The organism is Streptomyces bottropensis ATCC 25435, from assembly GCF_000383595.1.
GTDB lineage: Bacteria > Actinomycetota > Actinomycetes > Streptomycetales > Streptomycetaceae > Streptomyces > Streptomyces bottropensis.
Genome location: NZ_KB911581.1, coordinates 3321743 through 3343800, shown reverse-complemented (window position 1 = coordinate 3343800; position 22058 = coordinate 3321743). Strand labels below are relative to the sequence as shown.

Annotated in this window: 20 protein-coding genes and 1 pseudogene; 9 read left to right on the top strand and 12 right to left on the bottom strand. The window is 68.6% G+C overall.

All coding sequences use genetic code 11. The features are described 5' to 3' along the window. Nucleotides 1–15: 15 nt before the first annotated feature. From STRBO_RS0114745 to STRBO_RS0114720, 6 genes are all read left to right on the top strand, one after another. Entirely contained in the window at nt 16–1026 is a 1011-nt protein-coding gene (locus tag STRBO_RS0114745; RefSeq protein ID WP_005485014.1) for a fumarylacetoacetate hydrolase family protein, read from the top strand. 11 nt (nt 1027–1037) lie between these two features. Continuing rightward, nucleotides 1038–2243 carry a VOC family protein gene (locus tag STRBO_RS0114740; protein ID WP_005485013.1) on the top strand — a complete coding sequence of 402 codons (1206 nt, stop codon included), beginning with the start codon at nt 1038–1040 and terminating at the stop codon, nt 2241–2243. Between the two features lie 191 nt (nt 2244–2434). Further along, the gene (locus STRBO_RS0114735) at nt 2435–3376 is read left to right on the top strand and encodes an SDR family oxidoreductase (protein WP_028796658.1); all 942 of its coding nucleotides are present in this window, start codon (nt 2435–2437) and stop codon (nt 3374–3376) included. 81 nt (nt 3377–3457) lie between these two features. Continuing rightward, the gene (locus tag STRBO_RS0114730; protein ID WP_202499968.1) at nt 3458–4843 is read left to right on the top strand and encodes an aminomethyltransferase family protein; all 1386 of its coding nucleotides are present in this window, start codon (nt 3458–3460) and stop codon (nt 4841–4843) included. 113 nt (nt 4844–4956) lie between these two features. Continuing rightward, the gene (gene purU, locus STRBO_RS0114725) at nt 4957–5829 is read left to right on the top strand and encodes a formyltetrahydrofolate deformylase (protein WP_005485009.1); all 873 of its coding nucleotides are present in this window, start codon (nt 4957–4959) and stop codon (nt 5827–5829) included. Between the two features lie 49 nt (nt 5830–5878). Then, entirely contained in the window at nt 5879–6754 is an 876-nt protein-coding gene (locus tag STRBO_RS0114720) for a bifunctional 5,10-methylenetetrahydrofolate dehydrogenase/5,10-methenyltetrahydrofolate cyclohydrolase (RefSeq protein ID WP_005485007.1), read from the top strand. Nucleotides 6755–6864: 110 nt separating this feature from the next. Here the strand turns inward: STRBO_RS0114720 and STRBO_RS43440 are convergent, their stop codons facing one another. Then, the gene (locus tag STRBO_RS43440; RefSeq protein ID WP_005485006.1) at nt 6865–7230 is read right to left on the bottom strand and encodes a hypothetical protein; all 366 of its coding nucleotides are present in this window, start codon (nt 7228–7230) and stop codon (nt 6865–6867) included. 83 nt (nt 7231–7313) lie between these two features. Between STRBO_RS43440 and STRBO_RS45910 the strand changes: the two are divergent. Together STRBO_RS45910 and STRBO_RS45410 are read left to right on the top strand one after the other, a co-directional pair. Further along, nucleotides 7314–7754, top strand: a pseudogene (locus STRBO_RS45910) (oxidoreductase); the annotation flags it as partial. Beyond that, nucleotides 7741–8247 carry a winged helix-turn-helix transcriptional regulator gene (locus STRBO_RS45410; protein ID WP_280633989.1) on the top strand — a complete coding sequence of 169 codons (507 nt, stop codon included), beginning with the start codon at nt 7741–7743 and terminating at the stop codon, nt 8245–8247. The pseudogene STRBO_RS45910 and the gene STRBO_RS45410, both read left to right, overlap by 14 nt. A 488-nt stretch (nt 8248–8735) precedes the next feature. Here the strand turns inward: STRBO_RS45410 and STRBO_RS0114705 are convergent, their stop codons facing one another. The 8 genes from STRBO_RS0114705 to STRBO_RS0114670 form a co-directional block, all read right to left on the bottom strand. Further along, nucleotides 8736–9800, bottom strand: coding sequence for a maleylacetate reductase (locus tag STRBO_RS0114705; protein WP_005485001.1), 1065 nt, complete (start codon nt 9798–9800; stop codon nt 8736–8738). Next, on the bottom strand, nt 9797–10492 hold the full coding sequence (locus tag STRBO_RS0114700) for an alpha/beta fold hydrolase (RefSeq protein WP_245170659.1): 696 nt from the start codon (nt 10490–10492) through the stop codon (nt 9797–9799). Before STRBO_RS0114700 ends, STRBO_RS0114705 begins: the two co-directional genes overlap by 4 nt. Nucleotides 10493–10575: 83 nt before the next feature. After that, nucleotides 10576–11370 carry an SDR family NAD(P)-dependent oxidoreductase gene (locus tag STRBO_RS0114695; protein ID WP_020114377.1) on the bottom strand — a complete coding sequence of 265 codons (795 nt, stop codon included), beginning with the start codon at nt 11368–11370 and terminating at the stop codon, nt 10576–10578. After that, nucleotides 11370–12596 carry an NAD(P)/FAD-dependent oxidoreductase gene (locus STRBO_RS0114690; protein WP_005484997.1) on the bottom strand — a complete coding sequence of 409 codons (1227 nt, stop codon included), beginning with the start codon at nt 12594–12596 and terminating at the stop codon, nt 11370–11372. The genes STRBO_RS0114695 and STRBO_RS0114690 overlap by 1 nt, the downstream gene beginning before the upstream one ends. Nucleotides 12597–12600: 4 nt before the next feature. Further along, nucleotides 12601–13422, bottom strand: a complete 822-nt coding sequence (locus STRBO_RS0114685) for an HTD2 family dehydratase (RefSeq protein WP_005484996.1) — start codon at nt 13420–13422, stop codon at nt 12601–12603. A gap of 1 nt (nt 13423) precedes the next feature. After that, nucleotides 13424–14812, bottom strand: coding sequence for an MmgE/PrpD family protein (locus STRBO_RS0114680; protein ID WP_005484995.1), 1389 nt, complete (start codon nt 14810–14812; stop codon nt 13424–13426). Between the two features lie 10 nt (nt 14813–14822). Continuing rightward, nucleotides 14823–16001, bottom strand: a complete 1179-nt coding sequence (locus tag STRBO_RS0114675) for a cytochrome P450 (RefSeq protein WP_005484993.1) — start codon at nt 15999–16001, stop codon at nt 14823–14825. After that, on the bottom strand, nt 15998–16189 hold the full coding sequence (locus STRBO_RS0114670) for a ferredoxin (RefSeq protein ID WP_005484992.1): 192 nt from the start codon (nt 16187–16189) through the stop codon (nt 15998–16000). The genes STRBO_RS0114675 and STRBO_RS0114670 overlap by 4 nt, the downstream gene beginning before the upstream one ends. A gap of 420 nt (nt 16190–16609) precedes the next feature. Between STRBO_RS0114670 and STRBO_RS0114665 the strand changes: the two genes are divergently transcribed. Next, entirely contained in the window at nt 16610–17650 is a 1041-nt protein-coding gene (locus tag STRBO_RS0114665; RefSeq protein ID WP_005484990.1) for a hypothetical protein, read from the top strand. Between the two features lie 46 nt (nt 17651–17696). Here the strand turns inward: STRBO_RS0114665 and STRBO_RS0114660 are convergent, their stop codons facing one another. From STRBO_RS0114660 to STRBO_RS0114650, 3 genes are all read right to left on the bottom strand, one after another. Further along, a complete protein-coding gene (locus STRBO_RS0114660; protein WP_086016366.1) occupies nt 17697–18776 on the bottom strand; it encodes a S1 family peptidase in 1080 nt (359 codons plus the stop codon). Nucleotides 18777–19436: 660 nt separating this feature from the next. Continuing rightward, the gene (locus tag STRBO_RS0114655; RefSeq protein ID WP_005484985.1) at nt 19437–20339 is read right to left on the bottom strand and encodes a S1 family peptidase; all 903 of its coding nucleotides are present in this window, start codon (nt 20337–20339) and stop codon (nt 19437–19439) included. Nucleotides 20340–20827: 488 nt separating this feature from the next. Next, complete coding sequence (locus STRBO_RS0114650) at nt 20828–22042, bottom strand: LLM class flavin-dependent oxidoreductase (RefSeq protein WP_020114376.1); 1215 nt, start codon at nt 22040–22042, stop codon at nt 20828–20830. Between the last annotated feature and the right edge of the window lie 16 nt (nt 22043–22058).

Sequence of the window (22058 nt, the reverse complement as noted above, 5' to 3'; positions counted from 1 at the left end):
TACACAAGGAGAAAAATGAAGGTCGCAGTATTCGGTCCGGACCGGCGGGTCGGTGTGGTGCACGAGAACACCGTCGTCGACATCAACGGCGCGTACGCGAAATACGTGGCCGAAACAACGGATGCCGCCCGGCCGCTCGTCGAGGCAGCCGCAGCCGTGCCCGCCCAGCTCAACGCGTTCATCGAAGAGGGGGCGCGCGCCCTCGACGGCGCCCGGGCTGCGCTGGAATACCTGACGGACAAGGCGCAGGACGTTCGTGGCGTGGCAGGCGAGCAGCTCCGGTTCGGACTCGACGAGGTCAAGCTGCACGCCCCGATCGAAGGCCAGTCCAGGATCCTCTGCGCCCTCGCCAACTTCGCCGACCACATGCAGAGCGCGGCTGACAACTCTTCTGGCGCGGACACCGAGGCCACCCTCAGGCGTCTCATGGCCGGCGGGCCGAAATTCTTCATCAAGGATCACCGTGCCGTGTCCGCGAGCGGCGATCCCCTGCGCTATCCGGTACGTACCGAGCGGTTGGACTATGAGGCGGAGATCGCCGTCGTCATCGGCAAGGCCGGTCGCGACATCAAGGGCGACGATTTCGCTTCACACGTGTGGGGCTTCACGTTGTTCAACGACTGGTCGGTCAGGGACCACGGGTCTTTCGGTCCCGATTTCGCGTACTCGAAGAACTTCGACTCCTCTGCGACGGTCGGCCCCTGGATCGTCGTGAACGAGGGAACCGATCTGCAGGACATTCCCGTTGAGTGCCGCGTCAACGGTGAAGTGCGCCAGAGCGGCAACACGAGCTCGATGGTGCACACCTTCGCCGCGCTCGGCGAACACCTGTCCAGGGACACGACCCTGTGGCCCGGCGACCTGATCGCCAGCGGCACGCCCAAGGGCACAGCTGTCGACTCGACCAAGCAGGAAGCGGACGGTTCCACCCCGGACACGCTGTTCCTCAAGCCCGGCGACGTCGTGGAGGTCTCCTCCGCCCTGATCGGCACCATCCGCAACGAAGTCGTCAAGCCGACCGACTGAGGAAAGAGCACATGACCACGAAGAAGTTCAACGTCGGCGGCGTCCTGTACGAGCGTCCCTTCAAGATCCGGCGGCTCAACCACTTCGGCATCAGCGTCGACAACACCGGCGAGGCCGCCGCGTTCTACCGCGACCTGCTCGGCTTCGCGGTGGCCGACACGCTGGATGTCCAGAAGACCGACCCGGGCCCCTGGCTCGACGGCGTCCCCGACACGCGCATCTTCTTTCTCCGGCACAACAGCGACCACCACACCCTCGTGATCATGCCGCGCCCGTGGATCGAGCACATGGAACCGCCGGCGCGTGCCGACATCACGGTCAACCAAATCACCTGGCAGGTCGGCAGCCTCCGGGAGGTCGTCGAGGCGCGGATCTGGCTCGCCGAGCTCGGGCAGAAGATCGAACGCTACGGCCGCGACCCCGGCTCCAACTGGCACACCTACTTCCCCGACCCGACCGGCCACGTCAACGAACTGGAGTACGGCATCGAGCAGGTCGGCTGGGACGGCCTGAGCAAGCCGGAGGTGACGTGGCCGTGGCTCAACGAGCACCCCGAACTGCCGTACAAGTCGGAGTCGACCGAGCTCGCCGAAGCCCGCGCCGCGGGCATTGATCTGACGTCGGGGCACCGCTGGGTCGACGAGCTGCCGAAGACGTACGACGTCGGAGGCGTCCTGCTCGCCCAGCCGTTCAAACCGGTGCGCATCGGACCGGTGAGCATCTTCGTCGAGGACATCGACGCCGCGGAGCGCTTCTACACCGACCGACTCGGCCTGCGAAAGAGCGAGGAGTCCACGGTCGCCGGCCACCGTGTCCTCTTCCTGCGAGCGAACACCGAGCATCACAGCCTGACGCTCCTTCCTCTGGAACTGCGCAGTGTGCTCGGGGCGCGGGAGGGGAGCACACTGCTCGCCTTCGGTGTGCAGGTGGGTTCCTACGAGCAACTCCGTGCGGCGAAGACGTTCCTGGAGGAGAAGGGCGTCAAGCTCATCGACCTGCCGCAGGAGATCCACCAGGGGGTCGATTACGTGATCCACGCGGTTTCCCCCGACGGTCACGTGATGCAGCTGTACTACTACATGGAACAGGTCGGCTGGGACGGCCGCGTGCGGCACAAGGACGAACGTCGCAAGGTCCAGGCCGGTGTGTGGCCCGAGACGTTGACACCACTCTCCGACACCTACGGCGGCGAGACCTTCTGGGGACCGCTCGGCTGACACCCGCCTCAGCACTGATCACTCATGTCACATCCTGCGGCGCAGGCCCGTCTGCCGGGGCGCCGTTGCATGAGCCCGGACCGGCGTGGCTGGCACTGGTGATCTCGGCGGCATCCGTCCACAAGGCCCAGAGTCGCCAAGAAACGCCCTCGGCAGGGTCATCGAAGAACCAAGGAAGCGGAGAGACAGCAATGAGCCGAATCGTCATCAGCGGTGCCTCAGGAGACCTCGGGCGTCGCGTTACGAGGTTGCTGCTGGACGAGGACCCGGGCGTCGAGCTGACGCTTGTGACACGCACCCCCGAGAAGCTGGCCGACCGTGTGGCCCAAGGCGTCCCCGTCCTGAAAGGCGACTACACGGACCCGGACTCGCTGGATGCGGCGTACAAGGGTGCGGAGACACTCTTCCTGATCAGCGGGCTCAACCTCGGCCGACGCGTGTCGGAGCACCGCAACGCCATCGCCGCTGCTCAGCGAGCGGGCATCCGCCACATCGTCTACCCCTCGGTCGGTGGTGTTCAGCACCCGCGGAACCCAGCCATGTCGGCGAAGGACCACTACCAAACCGAGCAGGACCTGCGGGCCTCCGGGATCACGTTCACGTTCCTGCGCAACCACCTCTACGCCGAGATCGTCAGCAACATCTGGATCGCTTCCGTCGTGGAGAACGGCCGGCTGGAGATGGCGTGTGGGCAGGGCTCCCTGTCCCCGGTGGCCAAGGGAGATGTGGCCCGGAGCGCTGCCGCGGTGCTGCGCGAATCCGAGCGGCACGCGGGCGCCGTTTACGAGATCACCGGTCCCGAACTGCTGAGCATGCACGACATCGTGCGCATCGGCTCCGAGGTGCACGGAACGCCGATCACCTACGTGCCGCAGACCGAGGAGGAGCGGCTGGCGTTCTTCGACTCCGTCGGCCTGCCCCGTACCTACGACCCCGACATGCCGCCCAGCTCCGAAGGACACATGTGGGCCAGCGACGAGCTGGTGACGGCCGATCTGGCGGTCGCCGAGGGCTATCAGGCGCTCCTGTCCCACCACGTGAAGCTGCTCACAGGTCGTGAGCCCGAGCGGCTGCGGACCGTGATGGAGCGCGTCAAGGGGGTGCGCTACGACCAGATCGAGGACGAGGCGTGACACTGCTCCGTTCGTCGCCGACGTCGAGCCGGGACTCGGCGTTCCAGAGGTTTTCGTGTTCGTGAGAAAGGTGCTAGTTCGATGAGCGGTAACGGCAGTGCTGTGGGGCCCGGCGGTCCGGGCGAGACCGGGCTGGTCGCCATCCACGACGTTCCGGCGTACCCGGATGTCCCGACGTACCTGAACATCCTGGGCAGCCTGCACATCTGGGAGGGTGACGGATGGAAGCAGGAGTCGATGTCGTGGAAGACGACCGCCTATCTGGCGTCGAACCTGAGTGGGTTGCCCGAGATCACGTTCAGTGGTCCGCAGGCGCAGGAGTTCCTGTCGCGGCTGAGCATCAACAACGTCTACAAGTGGCCGGTGGGTACCTCGAAGCATCTGGTGATGCTCGACGAACGCGGGTACATCGCCAATCACGGCCTCACGGTGCGTGACAGCGAGGACTCCTTCCGCCAATTCGCCGCGATGCCGTGGTCGTTGTACAAGGCGCCGTCGATGGGGCTGGACGTTGAGATCGGGCTTCGAGACGTCTTCGTGTTCCAGGTCGCAGGTCCAACCTCCCTGCAGGTCCTGGAGCGGCTCATCGATGAGCCGCTGCGCACGCTGAAGTTCCTGGGCGTCAAGCAGGTCAGCATCCCGGGGATCGACACGTCGGTGGAGATCGAGCTGTCCCGGATCGGCATGGCAGGCACCCTGGCGTACGAGCTGCGCGGACCGCTCGAGCACGGCCCGGCGGTGTTCGACGCCGTATTCCAGGCGGGGAAGGACTTCGGACTCAAGCGACTCGGATGGCGTACCTACTTGGTCAACCACACCGAGGGCGGCTTCCCGCAGCAGGGGTGTACGTTCCTGCCGGCCGCGTTCGCCGACCCCGGATTCGTCACCCACCCGGTGTTCGGGGCCACGCTGCCGCCGTCGCAGGTGGAGGGGCCGTTGCCGGGCAGCGCCGATCCGAAGGACATGACCGCGCGGTTGCGGACCCCGTTCGAGGTGAACTGGGGCTGGATGGCGAAGTTCGACCACGACTTCATCGGCCGTGAGGCGCTGGAGGCCGAGGCCGCGAACCGGCGCCGCAAGACGGTGGTACTGCGGTGGAACAAGGAGGACGTACTCGACGTGTTCGCCTCGCAGTTCGAGCCCGGCGAGGAGTACAAGCACTTCGAGTTCCCCACCTCGCCGCAGGCGCCCGCCGGCGGTCACGCCGACCTGGTCACCAAGGACGACAAGCCGGTCGGAGTCTCCTCGGTCGCGGTGTACTCCTACTACTACCGCGAGATGATCTCGCACTCCACGATCGACCTGGAGCACGGTGAAATCGGCACAGAGGTCGTCGTGCACTGGGGCGATCACGGCGGACGGATCAAGCCGATCCGTGCCACGGTCGAACGATTCCCGTACCTGGACCTGGCCAGCAACAAGGACTTCGACCTCAGCGCCGTCCCCTCCGGAGTCGCATCCGCGTAGGCATCCACCCGCGGCGCCGCCTCAGGCTCCGCGGGTCGTCTCCTGGTTCACCGAAGCAGCGCCCAGGCAGCCGGCGCCCAGGACCTGCCGCAACCTCGAAAGGAATCTCTTTCATGTCTGTACCCGCTCATGATGCTGCTGACCTTGGACGGTTGATCGTTCAGGGGGCTGACGGACCGGGGATCGTGTCTTCGGTGTCGTCCCTGCTCTCTCAGGTCGGCGCGAACATCGTCTCGCTCGATCAGTACTCGACCGATCCTGCCGGTGGCCGGTTCTTCCAGCGCACGACGTTCCACCTGGACGGTCTACCGGATCGCATGGCCACGCTCGAGGACGAGCTGGACAAGGCGTTGGGCGCGCTGGGGCTGGGTTACCGGCTGGTGGAGGCGCGCAGACCCAAGCGTGTGGCGATCATGGTGTCGAAGGCGGACCACTGTCTGCTGGACCTGCTGTGGCGTCAACGCCGCGGTGAGATCCACATGAACGTGGCCATGGTCATCTCCAACCACCCCGATCTGGGCGATGACGTGCGGGGCTTCGGTATCCCGTTCTTCCATGTTCCCGTCGACAAGGGCGGGAAGGCGGTCGCCGAGAAGGAGCAGTTGAAGCTGCTCAAGGGAAACGTCGACCTGGTGGTGCTGGCCCGGTACATGCAGATCCTCTCGGGGGAGTTCATCGAGGAGGTGGGTGCGCCGGTGATCAACATCCATCACTCGTTCCTGCCGGCGTTCATCGGTGCCGGGCCGTACCTGAAGGCCAAGGAACGTGGTGTGAAGCTGGTCGGGGCGACCGCTCACTACGTGACCGAGGACCTGGACGAGGGCCCGATCATCGAGCAGGACGTCGTGCGGGTCTCCCACGTCCAGACGGCGGCGGATCTCCAGCGGCGAGGTGCCGATGTCGAGAGGCAGGTCCTGTCGCGGGCCGTGGCGTGGCATTGCGAGGACCGGGTGATCCGCGACGGCAACCAGACAGTGGTTTTCTGACCGGGGCCATGCGCGGTTCCCTGATCTCGATAGAAATGAAGGTGCAGAAGTGGCGGCACAACTCCTGGACGGCCGTGCGGTGTCGTCGGCGATGCTGGCCGAACTGAGGGCGGAAGTGGTGGACTTCGGCCGGGTACATGGCCGGCGGCCGGTGCTGGCGACGGTGCTCGTGGGCGATGACCCGGCCTCGCACACCTATGTGCGGATGAAGGTCAACCGCTGTGGCCGAGTCGGGATCCAGTCGCGCCGGTTCGATCTCGACGTCGGCATCGACACCAAGGAACTGTGCCGTGTCATCGGCGACCTGTCGGCCGATCCCGAGGTCGACGGCATCCTGCTTCAGCATCCGGTGCCCGGCCACATCGACGAGCGCGCCGCGTTCGAGGCGATCGACCCCGACAAGGACGTCGACGGGGTGACCCGGACGTCGTTCGCTGCCATGGCCTTCACCGAGGAGGGGTTCGCGTCCGCGACGCCTGGTGGGATCCTGGCGCTGCTGGACGCCTACGATGTGCCGCTCGCCGGTCGCCACGCGGTGGTGATCGGTCGCAGCGCCATCCTCGGCAAGCCCATGGGGATGCTCCTGCTGGGCCGCGACGCGACCGTGACGTACTGCCATTCACGCACCACAAACCTACGCGAGCACATCGAGCGAGCCGACATCGTCGTGGCGGCGGTCGGGGTGCCGGGACTCGTCAACGGCGAATGGGTCAAGCCGGGCGCGGTGGTGGTCGACGCGGGGTATGCCGACAATCGAGGCGATGTCGACTTCGATACGGCCGTGGAGCGTGCTTCCTTCATCACCCCGGTCCCCGGCGGAGTGGGCCCGATGACGATCGCGACCCTCCTCGCGCAGACCGTTCGCGGAGCCCAGCGCCGGGCAGCCGCCTCCGTAGCGCCACTGCAGCCGTTGTCGTCACGGTGAGTGGTCTCGTTGGCGGTAGTGGCTTGGCGTCAATCGTGGGACCGGCCGGGACAACCTGCGTAGCGCGGGGTGACACCCAGTGAGGGTGGTCAAGGTGACGGCCTCGGCGATCAGGGAGCGGCACCCTTGGCCGAGCCGGCCGAGCTCTTCCGTAGCGCCTCGGCCACAACGGGAGCGGCGAGCGTGGTGGAGCCGGTGACGATCTGGAAGTGCAGGCCGCGGACCTTGGTGCAACTGTGCTCGGCGCCCTGGTCGGCAGCGCCGTAGACCTGCTTCCGCCTGGAGTCGATATCCAGGCAGACCGCCTGATCCGAGCTGGGTAGCAGGTTGCTGGGTCCGGCAGGTGCAGGTGAACACGCGGGCGACGGACCGCAGTTGCCGCACGAGCCCCCAGGAAGCACGCGCAGGAAAGAGCCGAGTGTGAACGGTGCACGCAAGCCGGTGAAGGCGCCGTGCATCGCGCCGTGCCGCAGCACGGCGTCGTCGATGCTGTCCCTGCCCGCGCCCGGCCTGGTTCCACCGACGGGTGATGGGCCGCTGGCGGGGCTGACGCAGAGAGGTGCCCGCTGAGCTGGAAAGATGGGAGTTTCTACGCTTCAACCCGGCCCCAGCAAGGCGCCTCGTAAGTGAATTCCTCCCACAGCCCTGCGGCAACGCTCGCCGCCTTCATGCCGAACCTGCAGTTTTCGGCATCATCGGCCGCAGGACGGTGGACGACTGGCGTCGCGTCGCCCACGCCGTGCTCGGGACGGGCGACGTGGTGTTCCTCATGCAGCTGTGGCATCCGGGTGCGCTGCGCCTGGTGCTCGACGGCGTGCCCAACCCATACCCGGATCATCCGGCGCTCAGCCCGTTAGGACTTGTGCAGGAGGACCGCCCGAACGGCGTGGCGATGACGAGGCGGGATCTTGAGGACACCAAGGAGGCGTACGTCCAGAGCGCGCTGATCGCCCGGGAGATCGGCGCGCACGGGATCGAGGTGCACTGTGCCCACGGCTATCTGCTCGACCCGTTCCTCTGGCACGAGACCAACAGGCGCGACGACGAGTACGGCGGCGCGACGCTGCCGAACGCGCCGCGTAGAGGAACTCTTCGAGTACGTTTCCGGGCAGCTGGCGCGCTTCGAGCAGAGCAGCGACAACCCGATCGTGGCCGTCGTGGATCACATCGGCAACTATTGGCGCAACTGGCTCCTGGTGATCGTTCGCACCGGACCGTATCGGCCGTCGACGATCCAGCGGCTGCTCGCGGCGCTGGACCCCTCACACCCGATCTCGCAGCGGATGCTGACGCTGAATCTCCGGCTGCTCGAACGGGACGGCATCATCGCGCGCGAGGTCTTCGACGACGGACGCCGGCACGTGGAGTACTCTCTGACACCGCTCGGCAGGGAGTTGTCGGGCGGGTTTATGACGCTGCTCGACTGCATCGACCGGCACGCGGGCGAAATCGCCGAATCCCGGGCGAGGTTCGACGCCGCAAAGGCGTCGTAGCGCGGCAGGCACACGTCGCCCACTCTGCCGTGAGCCTGCTGGTTCACCGTCCGACGTGGACATCCACCGCTCAGGCCCGTCACGTCGCCCTGACGTTTCTCGGTGTCACCGATGCCTACGCGGACCTGCCCTGGTTCTGGAGCCGCCAAGATAGTGGAAGTTGCAGATCGCGGGGCTACGTCGGCCTGACGGCGACAACGTCGTGATCGGTGATCCCGGCACGGGCCGGTCCTCGGTCTGCTGTTACCGGCAGGGCCGCCTCGCGTACACGGTACTTCCCGGACTGCGCACCGATCCACGGCGTCAGGAGGCATGGTACGGCTGGTGCTTCCGTGGACTCACCGCCATGCCTGTGACGTGGGACTGACGGGGTCGCCACCAGCTCGCATGACTGAGGAGGGTGGAATGCGCTGCGGCATTCCCCCTCCTCAGTCACTCGGATGCCTGCGCGACCGAGACGGTGTGGATGGTCATGGTCGGTCCGTCCTTCACTCGATCAGGTCGCCTGCCCAGGCGGCGCGCAGCAGCGCCTCGAGGTTGGCTCGGGTCACGGGGCGGGGGTTCGACGGCGGGATGGCCGGGAGGATGATGCCGGCCGCCTCGGAGATGTGGTCCTCCTTGAAGCCGAGCTCCTTCAGCGACATCGGGGCCTCGACCCCCTGACGCAGTGCGTAGATCCCGGCGGCGGCAGTGCGGCCGTCGCCGATCGCCGCGGCGAGGCGCTCGGCGGCCTCAGAGGCGTACGGGGCGTTGAACGCCGTGACGTAGCCGATCACGACGGAGTGCGTCTCCGCATGCGGCATGTTGTAGGTGCCGCCGAGCGCGTGGCAGATCTTGTGGTGCATTCCGGAACCTGCGGAGGCGAACGCGACCGCAGCGAGGTAAGCACCGTAGAGCGTCTGCTCGCGGGCGCCGATGTCCTCCGGATCGGCGTGCAGAGCGCGCAGCCCGGGGAAGAGGGCTCGCAGCCCTTCCGTGCCCATCGCCCTGTTGATCGGGTCGGTCCGGGGAGACCAGAACCCGTCGACGGCGTGCGCGACCGCGTTGAGCCCGCTGGAGACGGCCAGCCGGCCGGGCAGGCTCGCCATGAGGGATGCGTCGTAGACGATGACTTTCGGCAGCACCTTGTCGTCGATGCCGGTGGTCTTGCGCCCGGCCTCGGTGACGCCCCACACGTTCGTCGCCTCGGAGCCGGCGAAGGTGGTCGGCACCGCGACGATCGGCAGGCCGGCGTCACGGGCGACGATCTTCGCCAGGCCGATGGAGGACCCGCCGCCGATCGTGATGACCGCGTCGGCCCCTTGCTCTCGGGCGAGCGCGACGGTCCTCGTGGCGTTCTCGATCGGCACGTGCTGGACGATTTCGTGGACCCGCGCCACGACGGGGCTTAGTTCGGCGACGGCGTCGGAGAGCACTGTCGCGAACGCGTCCGCGATGAGCAGCACCCGCTTCGCGCCGAGGCTTTCGAGCGCCACGACCGTGTTGGCGACTGCCTTGCCGGTGCCGAAGAGCACCCTCTGGTCGTGCGCCGTGTGATCGAAGGAGATCGTCATCGCGTTGTCTTTCGGCCGTGGCCGTCGATGCGCAGCAGCCAGTCCACGAGATGCGACGCGACCACGGTGGGCACTTCGAGGGTCGAGAGGTGGCCGATCCCTCCGAGGACGTGCAGCTCCGCATCGGGTATCGAGTCTGCCATCTCCTCGCTCAACTGGAGAGGCGTGATCGCGTCCGCGTCGCCGGCGACGATCAACGTCGGCACGGCGATCTTCGCGATCTCGGACCTGCGATTACGACGGTCCAGCACCGCGGTCTGCTGCGCCTTGAAGATTTCGGGGCCCAGGTCACGAGCCATGGAGGCCGCGAGGGCGGTCACATCGGGGCGGGTCGGCGCGACGGCGCCGCTGACCCGGTCCACCGCCTCGTCGAAGCGACCGGACTCGGCCAGCGCGATGAGGCTGACCGAGCTCTTTCGGCGGTCGGGCGGTGCGGCGATCGCGGACGTGTTCAGCAACGCCAGCCCCGCGACTCGCCCGGTCCCTCGGAGCACGATGTCCAGGGAGACATAGCCGCCCATCGAGATCCCAGCCAGGTAGAACCGGTCCGGTGCCTGGCCGAGTATGTCGTCCGCCATGGACTCGATCGAGTCCCCGGTGCCCTGAATGACCACGCATTCGGATTCGATGCGGTCGTGGATGCGGTCGATGACCGGCTGCCACAGCCGGGCATCGGAACCCAGTGCGGGCACGAGGACCAATGGATGCTGGAGCAATGGCCGGCTCCCTCTCTTGTTGCTCTGATGCGCCGTAGATATTGGGCGCAGGGCGGGGACTAGGAAGCGGCGCCGTCGACGCTCAGGATGGTGCCGGAAGTGAAGCCGGCATCCTCGGAGACCAAATATGCGACGGCAGACGCGATCTCAAGCGCCGTACCGGTTCGCCCGGCAGGAATCGCCTTACGGATGGCGGCCTGGTCCGTGTCGGAGAGAGAGTCGAACACCGTCCTCACACGGCCCTCCTCGGGCAGGATGAGCCCGGGGGAGACCGCGTTCACGGTGATTCCGCTGCGGGTGAGGTCCTTGGCGAGCTGTTTGGTCAAGCCGTTGATCGCCGCCTTGGAGGCCGCGTAGGGAAGCCGCGCGCCGATCGTCCCGGACGGGCCGGCGAGGCCACTTGACACCGCGGAGGAGAAGTTGACGATCCGGCCGTAGCCGTTACGCCGCATGATCGGCACGGCGTACTTGCAGCACAGGAACGTGCTCGTGACGTTGTTGTCCAGCACGGTGTGCCACGTCTGTGACGACAGGTCTTCGATGTCTCGGACCTGTACTGTCCCACTGCCACCCGCGGTGTTCACGAGAACGTCGATGCGCCCGAACTCCACGTCGATCTCCCCGAACGCGCCGGCGACGAGTTCCTCACCGGAAAGATCAACCGGAATCACCTTGACCGCGCTCTCGCCGAAGCGGCTTTGGATCTCTCCCTTGGTGCGGTTCAGGCCCTCTTTTTGCAGGTCCAGGAGGGCGATCGCGAATCCCTCAGCGGCCAGACGGAAGGCGATCTCCGCGCCCAGCCCCTGGGCTGCCCCTGTAATGACCGCACTGCGCCGTTCCGTCACGTCAGCCATCACTGGTACTCCTTGTTGAGGATTGTCTGGGGCATGAGCTCGCCGACGGCCTGCCAACTCAGTTCCCGTCGCAGCAGCGCCCGCAGCTTGACGAACTGAGCGCGCCGCTCGAAGGCCAGCACGCCGGTCACCACCTCACCCCGCCGGTAGAGGAAGAGAGAGCCGTCCGTGGTGCGACTCGCCACGATTTCCTCGTCACCGTTCAGATGGCCCGAGAACTGGATCCGGATGCCGTGCTGGTCCGACCAGAAGTACGGCACGTTTGCGAAGTCCTCGCTCTCGCTGCCGCGGATGAGTTTCACGGCGTTGATCCCCGCGGCGCGCCCCTGCTCGGCAGCGCTGGTCCAGTGCTCGGTCCGCATCACCGTGCCGAACCGGGCGTTGGGCCAGCGGACGACGTCGCCGGCGACGAACACGTTGTCCGCCGCCCGGAGGGTGGCATCGGCCAGGATCCCGTTGTCGAACGTCAGCCCGGAGTCCCGGAGCCAGTCGATCGACGGGCGAACACCGACGCCGACGACGATCACGTCGGCGGGAACCCGCGTGCCGTCGTCGAGCACCAGCGAGCGGCGGCCGTCCTCCTCGGCGACGTCGACGACACCGCTGCCCAGGAAGAGGCCGACGCCCGCGTTCCGATGGAGGGCCACGTAGGCGTCGGCGACCGGCTCGCCGAACCGCCCCAGCGGCTTCGCCGCCAGGTCGATGAGCGAGACGGCGCGCCCCGCCTTCACGAGCGTCGAGGCGAACTCGCCACCGATGAAGCCGGCTCCGACGATGGCGACGGAGAGTGCCGGATCGGCGACGGCCGCACGTAGGGCAGTCGCGTCCTCGAAGCGACGCAACGCGTGCACACCGGGACGACCGGCGAACAGCGGCGGGATCAACGCCTCGCACCCGGTCGCGATGACGAGCGCACGATAGGTCAGTTCTCCGTCGGACAGGAAGACGGTGTTCGACTTCGTGTCGAGTGCCCGGGCACGGGTGTTGAGTCTGAAGTCGACCCCCTGGTCGCGCAGACCCGCGGCGAAGGGATACACGAGTGCGCCCACGTCGAGTTGGTCGTCCAGGGCGACTTTGGACAACGGCGGGAGCTCATAAGGCAGATGAGGCTCGTCGCTGATGACCGTGACGCTGAGCTCGGGGGCGTGCCGCGCGACGGCCTCCGCGGCCCGAAGGCCGGCGGTCGACCCGCCGACAATGACGACATCGGTGGTGGATCCGGTCACGGTCTCAGGCCTCCGTGAGGGTGCTCACGGCGGCGATGGTGCCGTCGGCGCCGCGAGCCTCGGCACCGTGCTCCAGCCCGTCCGCGCCAGGAACGACCGTGATGGTCTGCGACTTGGTCAGCGGCGAGACGAAGCGGTAGCCAAAGGTTTTGCCCCGCAGGTCGATGCCCTGGCGGCGGAGGTGCTCGCCCATCATGAGCGCCAGCAGGGGCCCGTGGATGACGAGACCGTCGTATCCCTCCTGCCTGCACCAGTCCAGGTCGTAGTGGATGCGGTGCCCGTTGTAGGTCAACGCCGAGAACCGGAACAGCAGTCGCTCGTCGACCGTAAGGCCCAAAGCCGGGCCGACCGGTGCTGGCGGCGGCGCGGACGGGGACGGCAGCGCCCCGGAACCGGGCGCACGATAGACAATGTCCTGCTCCTCCCGGATCACCAGTTCACCACCCTGGAAGACCTCCTGAAGGACTGTCGTCAGCGTCAGCGGACCGGTCCGGCCCACCTTGTCGACGGAACTCTTGATCGAGGTGACCTTTGTCGCGGGCTCCCCGATCACGAGGCGGCCCAGCGTTGTCACCCGGCCGCCGCCGAACATCCGTCGGCGTCCCGGGCCGGGAGGGGCAGGGATTCCCGTGACGGGGTGGCCATCCTCGCCGAGCTCGTGTTCCGGGCTCCGCTCCAGCAGGTATGTCCAGTGCCACAGCGGGGGCACCGGGTCTCCCGCTGTGTGCGGGATCTCGATGTCCAGCGCCGCCGCCAAGGACTCCGTCGGCTCGGACGCGATGACCTCGGTTCGCTCGACGGTCTGCGTCACCTCGCTCGTGACCACGTCATTCTCCTTGCGTTCCTGCGCGCAGGGCGCGCAGCAGCTCCGACAGGTCCGGAGCGTCCTCCAGGTTCTCCACTGCGTGCACCAGCTCTTGCGTGGCCTTGGCCCCGTAGGGCGCGAGCAGGGTCTCCGCCTTGCCCACGACCTCCGCGTGTGAGAGCGGGTTCTGCGCCGACCCTTTGGCGGTGGTGGGGTTGCCGGCGAGAAGGGTCAGCGTCTCGCCGTCCGTGAACTCCACGTCCAGTCGCGGCCCGTCCTCCAGCTGGATGCCGCTGTCGACGTGCATCGAGATTTTCTGGAACGTCTCCCGGATGCCGGGCTCGTCGACGCGCGGGGGGTCGAACTGGTCCAGCCCGACACTCCTGTTGTTCAGGGCGACGGTCACGGCGTACGGGAGGCTGAACTGTGCGTCGAAGACTGTCTCGATCGGGTCGACCGACAGCATGTTCACCGCCGTCTCCCCGGCTGTGATCGAGATATGACGGACATCCTCCGGCTTGACGTTCCGCCCCTGGATGAGTGAGAGCACCGTGTCGATCGTGGAGTGGCTTCCCCGACAGCAGGCGTAGGGCTTGATGTACGCGGTCGCGACGTTGAAGTCGACGCCGAGTTCTTGCAGCGCCTTATCCGTGAATCCCTGTCCGCTGTTGTAGAGGGAGAACAGGCCGCCCCACTCGGCCTCGAAGATCCGTCGCGGGCCGGTGATCCCGGCGCGCGCGAGCAGCGCCGCGTCGACACCGGTCTCTCCGGCCTTGCCGGGATGGATCCGCTTGGTCCACGCACCGTCGTCGATGAACGCCCAGACGCCGCCCGTGAAGGATCCGGCGATGCCCAGCGCGTCGGCGAACTGCTCGGCGTCCAGATCCAGGACCTTCGCGCCGGCGGCGGCAGCGGCGAAGCTGCCCATGGTGCCGCTGGAGTGCCAGCCCCGGTCGGTGTGGGCGGCGAAACCGCCGAGCGCCTGCAGTGTGCGGTAGCCGATGTCGTACCCGGCGATCGTCGCCGCGATCAGCGCCCGTCCATCGGCCCCGGTCGCCTCGGCGACGGCGAGGGCAGCCGGCAGGACGGTGGACCCCGCGTGCCCGGGTCCGCCTCCGTCGTCGAAGTCGCGGGCGTGCGCCGACGTTCCGTTGGCAAGCGCGGCGTGCGACGGAGGGAGCAGGAACGGCGTACCCCAGATCAGGCTCCCCGATTCCGTCTGCTGCACGCTCGTCAGGGCGGACCTGACCCGCTGCGCCTCCTCGGTGTTCACCCCGGCGAGCGCCACAGCCAAAGTGTCCAGGATGTTGTCCTTGACCCGGTCGACGACCTCGCCCGGGATCTGGTCGAACGACAGGTTTGCCCAGTGCGAGGCCAGACGTTCCGTCAACGAACCCTCAGTGTCGGTCATTACGTCCCGCCTACGGCTTCAGGTCCACGGTGAGCGACTTCACGAGCCACCGGCCGCCGGCCTGCCCGATCTCGGTGCCCTCCTCGACCACGACTGCGTTCGGGAAGTGCTCGGCCAGGTAGGTGACGACCTCTTCCATCTCGACCCTCGCAAGACCCTGTCCGAGGCAGTTGTGGCTGCCCGTGCTGAAGGTCAGCGGCTGGTTGCGCTCTCGCCCGAGCATGAAGTCCGCCGGGTTCTCGAAGCGCGCCGGGTCACGATTGGCCGACCACACCGCCACGTGCACGTCCGAACCGGCGGGAATGACGGTCCCGTTGAGCTCGATGTCCTCGGTCGCGATCCTGCTCACGATCCCGGGCCGGGGGTACAGCCGAAGCACCTCGACGACCGCCGCCGGGATCAGCGTCGGGTCCTCGACGAGCCGCTGCCAGATCTCCCGATTGCGCAGTAGCGTCCACACGACCAGACCCGTCTGGTGTGTGGTGTTGACCGAGCTCGCCTCGAGCATGGCGGTCGCTTCGTTGAGGAGCTCGTCCTCGGAGAGCTTGCCGGCATCGTGCTGCGCGATCAGGAACGAAAGCATGTCCTCGCCCAGACCCTCCGCGCGCTTGCGCGCGACGAGGTCCTTCAGGTAAGCGAACAGCTCCTCGTACGCACCCAGGATCACCGGCGTCATGCTCGGGTCGCGGTTCAGCAGCGACAGCGTCCGCTCCGAGAGGCTCGCGACCTTGGGGGCGTCCTCGGCCGGCGCGCCGGCGAGGTAGCAGTACACCCGCGCGGGGAGACGCCGGTCGATGCCACCGTGGAAGTCGACCGGCACGGATGGGTCAAGGTCGGCGGCGAGATCCTGGATGATCTCGCGCAGGACGCCGCGGATGTTCTCGACGGTCGCCGGTCCCATGAACCGGGCCAGCGGCGTGCGAAGCCGGAGGTGACGCGGGCCTTCAGCCATGAGCATGCTTTGCGCGCGGAAATCGTGCACCGGGCCGCCGGTGATACCGAAGTCCTCCATCAGCTTGAGCGCAGCGTTCTGGAATCGGCTGTCCCGCAACACGGTGGTCCCGAGCTCGAAGCTCAGGACGGTGTAGCCGACTGAGCCCAGCGCGAGAGGGCCGTCGGCCAGGGCGCCGCCCGGGTGCGCGAGGGCATCGGGGGAAAACGGGTCGAAGTGAGGCAGTGTCGTGGTCATGAGCGCGAGATCGCCCCCAGCGGGCAGCAGAGGATGACTTCCTCCAGCTCGTCCGCGCGATCGTCTCCAACCACGGTCGTCAACTGCTCCAGCAGACCGTCCTCACCGATCCGGAACACGTCCGGCATCAGTGCCGCACAGGTGCCGTTGGCGTCGCACCGGGCGAAATCCACGTTGACTTCGACCATCTCGAGAACTCCCTTCCTGCGGAGCCCTCCCGGTGGATACATGTCGCGCGCCAAGCGGTGGGAGCTCCGGCTGTCCCTCAACACTGAGCCCGGTGCTGCCATCTGGCAATTATCAAAAGTTTGGGCTATCGATACGCGGTGCGTATGACTCAAGCGGGTCGGCGTCCGCTGGTCGAGGGCACCCGTCACCGGGCTGCTACCTCACCCGGCCCCGTACCAAGGAAGAAGACCTTGGCCGACGCCGGGCCACCGCCCCGGCCGCGACCCGGCCACCGGCCCGGTCACTCGTCAGCCACTCGGCTCGAACATTAGTTCGCAGGCTCCTCGCCTCCACCATAGACCACTTTTCGAACTTCTGTGCGATCGCCATTCGGCCCCATCCCACCTGCGCAAACGTCGTCCGCGCCAGACCGTGGGGACATGACACAGACGTCCGGCCCCGCCCCCCGATCCTTCGCCGGCGAACTCAGGGACGGGATCACACCGCGGGCCACCCTGCTCGTCGTCGGGGTGCTCGCCCTGCAGCTGCTCTTCATCGCCTCGTACGTGGGGGCGCTGCACAGTCCGAGGCTCAGGGACGTGCCGTTCGGCGTCGTCGCGCCGCGGGCGGCGGCGGAGCAGGCGGTGGACCGGCTGGAGCGGCTGCCGGGAGAGCCGCTGGACCCGCGCGCGGTGGCCGACCGGGCGGCGGCGCGCGAGCAGATCGTGGGCCGGGAGATCGACGGCGCCCTGCTGATCGACCCGGCCGGCACCACCGACACCCTGCTGGTCGCCTCCGGCGGCGGCCGCACCCTCGCCACCGCGCTGGCCACGCTCGTCACCGCGCTGGAGCGGCCAGAGGGCCGCACGCTGCGCACGGTGGACGTGGCCCCGGCCGAGACCGGGGACGCCAACGGGCTCACGTCCTTCTATCTGGTCGTGGGCTGGTGCGTGGGCGGCTATCTGTGCGCGTCGGCGCTGGCGATGAGCGCCGGGGCGCGGCCCACCAACATCCGGCGCGGCATCATCCGGCTGGGCGTCCTGGCCCTGTTCGCGATCGTCGGCGGACTCGGCGGCGCGGTGATCGCCGGGCCGGTCCTCGGCGCACTGCCCGGGAGCGTGGCGGCGCTGTGGGGACTGGGGGCACTGGTCGTCCTCGCGGTGGGCGCGGCCACGCTGGCGCTCCAGTGCGTCTTCGGGATCGCCGGCATCGGCGTGGCCGTCCTGCTGGTGGTGATCGCGGGCAACCCGAGCGCCGGGGGCGCGCTGCCGTCGCCGCTGCTGCCGCCCTTCTGGGCGGCGATCGGCCCGGCACTCCCCCCGGGCGCGGGTGTGTGGGTGGCCCGCTCGATCGCCTACTTCGAGGGCAACGACACCACCGGCCCGCTCCTGGTGCTCTCCGCCTGGGCAGCGACGGGGGCCGCCATCACCGTGGTGATGGCGGCCCTGAAGAGGAGACCGGCGGAGCGGCCGTCCGACTGATCAGGCCGTCCGACTGATCAGCCGGTTGACCGGGTCGGCCGGTTGGTCAGCCGATCTGCGTGCCCGTCGCCGACAGCGCCTCGGTGACGGGCTGGAAGAAGGTCTCGCCGCCCGAGGTGCAGTCGCCGCTGCCGCCGGAGGTGAGGCCGATGGCCTTGTCGCCGGCGAACAGCGAGCCGCCGCTGTCACCGGGCTCGGCGCAGACGTCGGTCTGGACGAGGCCGTTGACGATGTCGCCGTTGCCGTAGTTCACGGTGGCGTCGAGTCCGGTGACCGTGCCGCTGTGGACCTGCGTGGTCGAGCCGCTGCGGGTGACCTTCATGCCCACGGTCGCCTCGGCGGCCCCGGAGATGGCCTGCGCGGAGCCGTTGTAGAGGTTGACCTCGCTCGGGTGGTCGACGTCGGCGGAGTACTTCACCAGGCCGTAGTCGTCGCCCGGGAAGCTGGAGTCCGCGTTCTCGCCGATGACCTGGCCGTCGGCCGACCAGGTGGAGATGCCCTCGGTGCAGTGACCGGCCGTCAGGAAGAACGGCTCGCCGCCCTTGACCACGTTGAAGCCGAGGGAGCAGCGGCCGGTGCCGCCGGTGATGGCGTCGCCGCCCGCGACGAAGGGCTTGTACTCGCCCTCGGTGCGCTTGAGTTCGGCCTTGGCGCCGAGGCCGTCCACGACCTCGGTGAGTCTCGCCAGTTCGGCCTTGGAGACGGTGCGGTCCGCGGTGACGACGACCTTGTTGGTGGTCGGGTCGGTGGCCCAGGCGGTGCCGGGGATGGTGGCGTCCGATGTGAGGGTCGTCCGGGCGCTCTTCAGCTCGGCGAGGGAGTTCTCGACGAGGCGGGCCTTGGCGCCGGCCGCCTCGACGGTCTCGGCGGCGGACTCGTCGAGCACGTTCACGACGAGGAGCTTGCTCTTCGCGTCGTAGTACGTTCCCGCGGCGTCGGCGCCGAGGTCCGCGTCGAGGGTCCGGGCGAGCTTTCCGGCCGCCATGACGGTGAGCGCTTTCAGCTCGGGGGCCGACGCGCTCTCACTCGCGTTCGCAGTCTGGAAGGTTACTCCCGCGGCGACCAGCGCGGCGATGCCCGCACCCGTCACGACGGCACGGCGCCTGGGTATGCGTCGGTGCTTCAACTTGCGTCCTCCTGTGGGGGGTTGGCCGAGAGGGGCGTGGGGGCCCGGCTCGGCCGCAATTCGTACGGGCAGGAAGGCGACGGACGAGAAAAACGCCGCGTCCATGCCAACTCTGCGGCGCCCACTATTCCTAGGCGCACACGGGGCACACAAGGTCGACTTCAGGCCGGGCGCACAACGAGGGCGCACGCCCCCTATGCCATTACCGTCCGGTAACGCCCCGCCTCGCGCTCGCAGGAATTCACACTGCAAACACAAGAAGCAACGAACCTCTCCGCAATGAGCGAGGTCTAGTCCTGTCTGAAACTCGCCCCTCGTGGGCCCGAACTCAGTGGCGTGCGTTGTCGGCCGAGGGTCCGTGCGGTGCACCGCGACGTGATGTGCCGGCTGAAGGTCCGTGGGGACTTCTCGCGCGGTTCCCCGCAGCCCTGAGAACAACGACTGTTGCGGGCCGCGGAAAAGGCAGGGGCGCGGCCCCGCCTCTTCAGGGGCGCGGGGAACCGCGCGAGAAGCCCCACCGCCCCGCAGCCGAGTCACCGAACGAGGACGAGCCCCCGCACACATGGTGTGCGGGGGCTCGCCTGTTACCGGCTGCTGCCGGGTGGGGGGCCGGCGCCGGGGGGAAGAGCGCCGGTTCTGTTCGGCCTGATCCCGTTCGGCCTAGTAGACGCTGACCCCGTACGCGCTCAGGGCCTCGGTGACCGGCTGGAAGAAGGTCGTACCGCCGGAGCTGCAGTTGCCGCTGCCGCCGGAGGTCAGACCGTACGCCACGCCGTTGCTGCCGTAGAGCGGGCCACCGGAGTCGCCGGGCTCGGCACAGACCGTGGTCTGGATCATGCCGTAGACGATGTCGCCGCCACCGTAGTTCACGGTCGCGTTGAGGGCGGTCACCCGTCCGGTACGGGTACCGGTGGTTGAGCCGGTACGGATGACGTTGATGCCCACGCTCGGGGTGGCCGCGCTGGTGATGTCGACGCTGCCCGCGGTGCCGTCCTTGGCGATGGACGTGTTGCTGTAGCGCACCAGACCGTAGTCGTTGGTCGGGAAGCTCGACCCGGCGGTCGAACCGAGGACCGTGGTGCGGCCGGAGTTGGAGTACCAGGTGCCCGCACCGTCGGTGCAGTGCCCTGCCGTCACGAAGTAGTAGGTGCTCCCGCTGCGGACGTTGAAGCCTAGGGAGCAGCGCCAGCTACTCGCATAGATGGCGTCGCCGCCCTTGATCAACTTGTTGAACTTGCCCGGGGTCCGCTTGATCGTCAGGGCACCGGCATTGTCGCCCGCCGCCTCCTTGATCTGCGCCAGCTCGCCCTGGGAGACGGTGCTGTCGACAGTGACGACGACCTTGTCCGTGGCCGGGTCGATCGCCCAGGCGGTACCTGGGATGTCAGCCTTGAGCACCGATGAGCTGGCACTCTTCAACTCGGACGCGCTGAACGTCTGGGTACCTGCCGCGTTGGCGGTGGGGACCGTGACGGCGGCCGCGGCGACGAGTCCGGTGGCCACGGCGATCAGCCGGGTCCGTCTCGTTATGCCGCTGCGGGGGGTGGTGCGCTTGATCCTCACTGTTCGTTCCCTCCAAAGGGAAGTCGGGGGCCCGCGTGGGGTCGGGGCCCGTGAGGCGCAGATCAGGGACGCGGTCCGGATTCCGGACACGCCGTGTCCCTGACAAGGCGCTGGGGGGAAGTATTCGGCCGTACCGCCGACCCACGCAAGGGTGCCTTTCAGCCTCTCGGGAACCCAACCGGCGCGCCCTCCACTCCAGTTGACCCCATCAGGCCATATGTGCGGGTTCTGTGTAAATCCTGATCGGCTCCCGGCGGGGCCGGATGACGGGTCGTCGGAGCAGGCCGCAGGGCCCGGGAGCGTCGATCACCACTATCGTCGGCCGGGGCGCGGGGCACCCTCCGAGGCGCCCGGTCGGAGTACGGGGGTCCACCGCCCGGGGGTGTCCGGAAGTCATCCGTTGGGCCGTTCAGCCGTTCGGGCCCGCCCCCGGGACCCTCGACGGCCCGACGCGCGAGCACGGCACCGCCCGCCGCCCCTCCGCACGGTCATGACGCCGCCCCCGTCGCCTTCCCCCGCGCTCTCGCCGTCGCGGCGCACCCGCCGACGGGACGGGCGAGACCCAGGTGCTCGCGGAGTGTGCTGCCCGGATAGAAGGTGCGGAACAGGCCACGGTGCTGGAGCAGCGCCACCGTCGCGTTGACGAGCCGTTCCAGGTCCCGGCGCGGCTCGACGGGGACGAGGTGGAAGCCGTCCACGGCGCCGGCCCGGTGCCAGGCGGCGACCAGTTCGGCGAGGTCGACGGGCCCGCCCCGGTACAGCGGGCCGTCGGCGGTCCGCCGTGGACCTCCCCCGCCGTGCCCCGGCTCGGCCGCGTGCTCCCCACCGCCGAGATCCACTCCGAGACTGGCCAGCACCCGCAGCTCATCGGGGTCCCGCCCGAAGCGGGCCGCCGTGTCCCGCAGTTCCTCCCGTACGGCGTCGGCATGGGCGGGGTCGGTGACCCGCAGGAGGGCCACGTCCGCGTACCGGGCGGCGGCCCCGCGGCTCTCCCCCTCGGTCGCGTCGACGACCCGCACGGGACGACCCTGCGGCGACCGGGGCACGATCGCGGGCCCCCGCAGCCCGGCACCCCCGGCACTCTCGGCACCCTCGACGCGGTGGCTCCGCTCCCAGCCGTCCTCCTCCCGACCGGCCTCCTCCCAGCCGCCCTTGTCCCGGCCGTCCTCCTCCCAGCCGTCGTCCCCCTCCCGGCCGTCGGAGCACTCGCTCCCGCCGGCGCGGACACCGGCCGCACCGTCCTCGCAGCCTGCGCCCGAGCGGGTCGCCGCGTCGTCCTGCCCACCGACGTCCCGCCCCGGCACATCCCCGGACGCGACGTGCCACCGCCCGAACCGCCGGGCCTCGCCCTGCTCCTGCTCCTGCTCCTGCTCCTGCGGGCCCGGCCCCTCGATCCACCATCCGGCCCGCCCCCGGCTGACCCAGTCGAGCGTCGCCACGGCCGCCCGCGCCCTCGACGGCTCGGCACGCGCCGCCGCCATGGCCGGCACCAGCCCGACCCGCCCCGTCTCCGGCGCCACCCGTGCCAGCACCGCGGACGCGTCCGGCCCCGGCCGCCCGGCCGCGTCGCCGAGCGTCACGAAATCCAGCACCCCCCGCTCCGCGAGCCGGGCGAGCTCGACGAACGCCCCCACATCACCCACCGCCCGCTGATCGATGGCGGCGGCCAGGTGCAACCGCCCCCGACCGTACGACGACCCCATACCGACCGACCTCTCT

What these genes read in the sequence shown, in the direction of transcription:
- STRBO_RS0114745 (WP_005485014.1), top strand. Translation starts at nt 16, where the DNA reads ATGAAGGTCGCAGTATTCGGTCCGGACCGGCGGGTCGGTGTGGTGCAC.
- STRBO_RS0114740 (WP_005485013.1), top strand. Translation starts at nt 1,038, where the DNA reads ATGACCACGAAGAAGTTCAACGTCGGCGGCGTCCTGTACGAGCGTCCC.
- STRBO_RS0114735 (WP_028796658.1), top strand. Translation starts at nt 2,435, where the DNA reads ATGAGCCGAATCGTCATCAGCGGTGCCTCAGGAGACCTCGGGCGTCGC.
- STRBO_RS0114730 (WP_202499968.1), top strand. Translation starts at nt 3,458, where the DNA reads ATGAGCGGTAACGGCAGTGCTGTGGGGCCCGGCGGTCCGGGCGAGACC.
- purU (WP_005485009.1), top strand. Translation starts at nt 4,957, where the DNA reads ATGTCTGTACCCGCTCATGATGCTGCTGACCTTGGACGGTTGATCGTT.
- STRBO_RS0114705 (WP_005485001.1), bottom strand. Translation starts at nt 9,800, where the DNA reads ATGACGATCTCCTTCGATCACACGGCGCACGACCAGAGGGTGCTCTTC.
- STRBO_RS0114695 (WP_020114377.1), bottom strand. Translation starts at nt 11,370, where the DNA reads ATGGCTGACGTGACGGAACGGCGCAGTGCGGTCATTACAGGGGCAGCC.
- STRBO_RS0114680 (WP_005484995.1), bottom strand. Translation starts at nt 14,812, where the DNA reads ATGACCGACACTGAGGGTTCGTTGACGGAACGTCTGGCCTCGCACTGG.
- STRBO_RS0114675 (WP_005484993.1), bottom strand. Translation starts at nt 16,001, where the DNA reads ATGACCACGACACTGCCTCACTTCGACCCGTTTTCCCCCGATGCCCTC.
- STRBO_RS0114670 (WP_005484992.1), bottom strand. Translation starts at nt 16,189, where the DNA reads ATGGTCGAAGTCAACGTGGATTTCGCCCGGTGCGACGCCAACGGCACC.
- STRBO_RS0114665 (WP_005484990.1), top strand. Translation starts at nt 16,610, where the DNA reads ATGACACAGACGTCCGGCCCCGCCCCCCGATCCTTCGCCGGCGAACTC.
- STRBO_RS0114650 (WP_020114376.1), bottom strand. Translation starts at nt 22,042, where the DNA reads ATGGGGTCGTCGTACGGTCGGGGGCGGTTGCACCTGGCCGCCGCCATC.